Annotated in this window: 5 protein-coding genes; 3 read left to right on the forward strand and 2 right to left on the reverse strand. The window is 63.6% G+C overall.

All coding sequences use genetic code 11. The features are described from left to right. The coding region (locus EOD07_RS22680; RefSeq protein WP_164772435.1) for an ATP-binding cassette domain-containing protein at positions 1 to 808 on the reverse strand (808 nt) is incomplete at its 3' end. A 75-nt stretch (positions 809 to 883) separates the two neighbouring features. After that, complete coding sequence (locus EOD07_RS22685) at positions 884 to 2,089, reverse strand: substrate-binding domain-containing protein (RefSeq protein WP_164772436.1); 1,206 nt, start codon at positions 2,087 to 2,089, stop codon at positions 884 to 886. Between the two features lie 292 nt (positions 2,090 to 2,381). Here EOD07_RS22685 and EOD07_RS22690 point away from each other — a divergent pair, with 292 nt between their 5' ends. The 3 genes from EOD07_RS22690 to EOD07_RS22700 all read left to right on the forward strand — a co-directional run. Further along, positions 2,382 to 3,146, forward strand: coding sequence for a hypothetical protein (locus tag EOD07_RS22690; protein WP_127237056.1), 765 nt, complete (start codon positions 2,382 to 2,384; stop codon positions 3,144 to 3,146). A 3-nt stretch (positions 3,147 to 3,149) separates the two neighbouring features. After that, positions 3,150 to 4,112 (forward strand): electron transfer flavoprotein subunit alpha/FixB family protein, encoded by a 963-nt coding sequence (locus EOD07_RS22695; RefSeq protein WP_127237057.1) that lies wholly within the window; start codon positions 3,150 to 3,152, stop codon positions 4,110 to 4,112. 1 nt (position 4,113) lies between these two features. After that, positions 4,114 to 4,816: hypothetical protein (locus EOD07_RS22700; RefSeq protein ID WP_206519524.1), on the forward strand; the 703-nt coding region annotated here is incomplete at its 3' end.

The raw sequence follows: 4,816 nt of genomic DNA on the forward strand, positions 1-4,816 counted from the left end.
GGCCGGAGCGAAGGTTGCTGACCTTCAGGATGTCCTGCCCGCCGGCGGGCGCCTTGCGACGCGCCGGATAGATCTGCTCGAGGCGGCGTCCGACCATCTTGGTGATCATCTCGTCGCGCGTCAGGTCGCCGACCGGGCCGGTGCCTGCAACCTGTCCGTCCTTCAGGATCGTCACGCGGTCGGCAATCTCGAAGATCTCTTCCAGGCGATGCGAGACATAGACGATGCCGACGCCTTCGCGCTTCAGCCGCCGCATGTTGTCGAACAGGAGATCGACCTCATGGCCGGAGATCACGGCCGTCGGCTCGTCGAGCACGAGCAGCCTCACCTCGCCGACCAGCGCCTTGGCGATCTCGACCATCTGCTGGTCGGCCAGAGGCAATTCGTCGATCTTGGCATGGGTCGAGATCCTGACGCCGAGCTGCGCCAGTATTTCGGCTGCCCGCGCGTGGCGGGCGCGGCTGGAGATCAGGCCGAGACCGTTGCGCGGCTGCGCGTCGACCAGGATGTTCTCGGCGACCGAAAGCTCCGGGAACAGAGCGAGTTCCTGATGGATGACGTGGATGCCCGCTGCGCGCGCCTGCTTGGGCGACTGCCAGGAGACCGGCTTGCCCAGATAGGTCATGCTTCCGCCATTCGGCTTGATGGCGCCGCCCATGACGCGGATGAGGGTGGATTTTCCCGCACCGTTTTCGCCGAGAAGAGCATGGATTTCGCCGGGACGAACGGCAAAATCCACCCTGTCCAGGGGTTTTACGCCCGGATACTCCTTCTCGATGCGACTGAGCTCGATGACGGGAGTGACCATTTATCCGATGCTCGAAATTCCGGTTACGCCAGGGTGTGCGTCCGAAGGAACGCACACCCTGTCAGGCTGGGAGGCTTACTTCGGATAATCGGGCTTGAACGTGCTCGGATTGTATCCGGCCGGCAAGCCGTTGCTTGGCGACAGGTCGCCCGGGTCGCTCATGCTGACATGGTCGAGGAGGTGCCGGTCGCCCTTGACCGAAACCGTGTCGGCTCCGGGCGAGGTCACGACGTTGAAGCTGACCTCGACCTTCTCGGGAACCGGGATACCCTTCATGACGTCGAGCACGGTCTCGATGCCGGTGATGCCCATCGAGGTCGGATAGTCGATGCCGACCATCTTGATGTTATGCTGGGAGGCCAGCTGATACATCAAGGCGATGTCACCGCCGGTCATCGGCGGGATTTCGCCGTCCTTGTAGCCTGCCGCGAGGAAGGCCTGGATGGCGCCGGAGCCCTGCAGCGCGCTGTCGGCGAGCACGCCGTTGATCTCCTTGCCGTGCTTCTGGATGAGTGCGGCCATCACCGATTTGCCGGTCGCGGGATTCCAGTCGCAATACTGCTTCTCCAGCACCTTGATGCCGGGGAACTTGCCAAACACCTCTTCATTCGCCTTGATGCGGATTTCGGCGACGCTCGAGCCGGCGATGCCGGGCAGCATGACGATGTTGCCTTTTCCGCCGAGCGTCTCGCACAACCACAGGGCTTCGAGGCGGCCGAGCGCCCAGTCGGAGGCGGTGATGTAGGTGATGTAGTTGCTTGCCGTCTTCACCTTGCGGTCGACCATGATGACGGGAATGCCCTGCTCCATGGCGCGCCCGACGACGGAGTCCAGCGCGTCTTCGGTGGCGGCTGCGATCAGCAAGACGTCTACGCCCTGGCTGATCAGGTCCTGGATGTCGGCGATCTGCTTCGAGGGATCGTCATTGGCGTCGGTTGCCAGAAGATGCGCGATCTCGTCGCGATGCTGGCCGGCGGCCCAGAACACGCCATGCTGAAAGGCCACGCGCCAGGCATTCGATATCGAGGCGTTGGAGAAGCCGATCGTATAGGGCCCTTCCTTCTTCCACTTCGACGTGTCGACCATCGAGTTGGCGTTCGGATTCCAGATCCAGGTCCGCGGCACGCCGTAATAACCCGGCTTGGTTTCCTCCGCCGCAGCGGGGACAGTCGCGCCGAGCCCCAGGGTCGAGACGGCGCCGGCGGCCGCCAGGGCAGCAGGCGCCTTACGGATGAAGCTTGCACGAGATATTTTTTGATCGAAGATGCTCTTTATAGTCATACTTTCCTCCTCCTTGGCACCTTTTCGGATGCCGATTGTTCCTACCCCAAAGTAAAAATTGGATAATTTATAGTCTATTTCGTAATTTATATCGAAAAATACAAAGCACCCGGCGACGACCGCTTGCCCAAGCCTCCCAACGCTTCGAATTAGCGGCCGCATCGTCGCGAAGGTCAATCACCTGAGTTGTAATAGCTGCTATTACGATTTTCTCGATTGGGCGCGGCAACGGTTGCGATCTAATAGGCCGCAGGTACGGGGAGCCTGAGGTACGCCCGGGGAGGATCGACCGTTGAAAATTCTCGTTGTGCTGCGAATGATTCCGGATTCCGCGGGCGAGCTCGAACTGACGGGCGACGGACGCGGCATCGACCGCGAATGGCTGGATTTCCAGCTCAACGATTTCGACGACCATGCGCTGGAAGAGGCGATCCTCTTGAAGGAAGCGTCAGGAGCGACTGTCGTTGCCGTCGCCATCGGCGAGGGAAGCAACCGTGTGCTGCAGATGGCGGTTGCCCGCGGCGCGGACGAGGCGATCGCGCTCGAAGCCGAAGGGGACGGCATGATCGACTCGCGCGCGATTGCCGGTTCGATCGTCGCGCTCGCCCGCTCGAAGGCCGCCGATCTCCTCCTTTGCGGCGTCCAGTCGACCGAAGACCTCTTCGGCCAACTCGTGCCCTATGCCGGCGCCCTGCTCGGTTGGCCGCATGTCTCCGGCTCCAGCCGCGTCGGCATCGAGGCTTCGGCCCTTCGGGTGACGCAGGAACGCGGCGGCGGCATCGCCGCGACCTACGAGATTGCGCTGCCGGCGGTGATCGGCGTGCAGACCGCATCCAAGGCGCCACGCTATGTTTCGGGCAGCAAGCTGAGAGAGGCGTCGAAGACGGCCATAGGCAAGGCACCGTCCGAGCCTGCCGGGTTCGAAAGATCGGCTGAGATCGTCGCGCTGAGATTGCCTGGACAACGCGGCAGCGGCGAAAATCTCGGAGACAATCCCGAAAATGTCGCCGACCGGCTGGCCAGCATCCTGGCGGCCAAAGGCTTTGCAGGAGTTTAAGCGATGCGGATTATCGCCTGCACGGAAGGCTCGTTCGGCAAGATCGAGCCGTTTTCGCTGGAAATGATCACGGCTGCGCGGACGGCAGCAGCGGCCGGCGACGAGGTCGTCGCTTTCTTCGCCGGGCAGGACCCGGAACCCGCCGTCGCAAATCTCGGCGCCGCGGACAGGCTCGTCGCGGCGAGCGCCGGCGGCTCCCAGCTCATCGCGGCAGAATCCTACACCCGGCTGCTGGCGGACACCGTTGCGGCCGAAGAGCCTGGCCTGGTGCTGGTACCCTACTCCGCCAACGGGCTCGACGTCGCCGGCGATCTCGCGGCGCGCACCGGTTGGCCGCTGGTCTCCTATGTCAACGAAATTCGCCGCGACGGCGACCGGCTGACCGTCGTCGCGCAGGTCTATGGCGGCAAGATCCTGGCCGAATGCAGCGTGCCTTTGCCGGCTATCCTAATGGTCAACCCCGGCGCCTTCGCCGAGGTGGAACGGCGCGCCGTCGATCCGTCGAAGCTGCAGCATTTCGACGCCACGGCCGTCGTGGCCGAAGGCAAGGTCCGGCTCGTCGGCGTCGATGTTCCCAACTATGACAGCGTCGACCTCACGACCGCCGAACGGATCGTCTGCGTCGGCCGCGGCATCGGCGACGAGGCCAGCATCGACATAGCGCGCGGGCTTGCGGACATCCTTGGCGCAGAGATCGCCGGCAGCCGGCCGGTGGTGGACAGCGGCTGGTTGCCGAAGGTGCGGCAGGTCGGCAAATCCGGCCAGAAGGTCAAGCCGAAGCTCTATCTGGCGCTCGGCGTTTCCGGCGCTCCGGAGCATCTCGAAGGCATGTCGAAGTCGGATCTCATCATCGCCGTGAACACCGACCCCAAGGCGCCGATCTTCAATGTCGCGCATTTCGGCGCGACCTGCGACCTTTTCGATCTCGTCGCCAATCTGAGCGAGCGGCTGCAGCCCGGCCGCTGATATGAGCGAAACGCCAATTCTATGGATCGTCACGCTGGCGGCCATCGCGCTGACGCTTTGGCGCTCCCGCCGCTACATCGCCGCGCTGACGCAGGCGCCGGGCGCAAGCCGCTTCGACCAGCCCTGGCGCCGCCTGGAAGGCGTCGCCATCGCCATCGGCCTGCATCGCAAGATGCTGCGCAAGCCGCTCTCCGGCATCCTGCACGCGCTGATCTTCGTTTCGTTCTTCGTCCTGTTCACCGTCACGATCGAGGCGTTCGGCTCACGCCTGTTCCCCGGCTTTTCGCTGGCACCGATCGGCGGCGACAGCTGGATCGCGCTGCTGCAGGATCTGTTCGCGGTGCTGATGCTTTTGGGCCTCGGCCTGGCCGTCTATCAGCGCTATGTGCTCAAGCCGGCGCGGTTCAGGGGATCGAGCGGATCGGATGCGGCGATCATCTATGTGCTGATCCTGCTCATCGTCTCATCCCTGCTGATCGAGGCTGGGGCACGGATCGTCGGCGGCGCCGATGGCTCATGGCGACCGGTGGGGTCGCTGGTGGCCGATCTGCTCCGCGCCCTGGACCTTGCGGCCCATCCGACGGAGCGGATCGCCTATTGGATCCATATCGGCGCCATCCTCGCCTTCCTGGTCTATATTCCAGGCTCGAAACACCGGCACATGTTCCTGGCCGCGCCGAACATCTATTTTCGCAACCTCGAAC

It is taken from the genome of Mesorhizobium sp. M2C.T.Ca.TU.002.02.1.1 (assembly GCF_003997225.1).

Bases quoted from the DNA above. Each gene is read 5' to 3' on its own strand.
- EOD07_RS22685 (WP_164772436.1), bottom strand. From the start codon at position 2,089: ATGACTATAAAGAGCATCTTCGATCAAAAAATATCTCGTGCAAGCTTC.
- EOD07_RS22695 (WP_127237057.1), top strand. From the start codon at position 3,150: ATGCGGATTATCGCCTGCACGGAAGGCTCGTTCGGCAAGATCGAGCCG.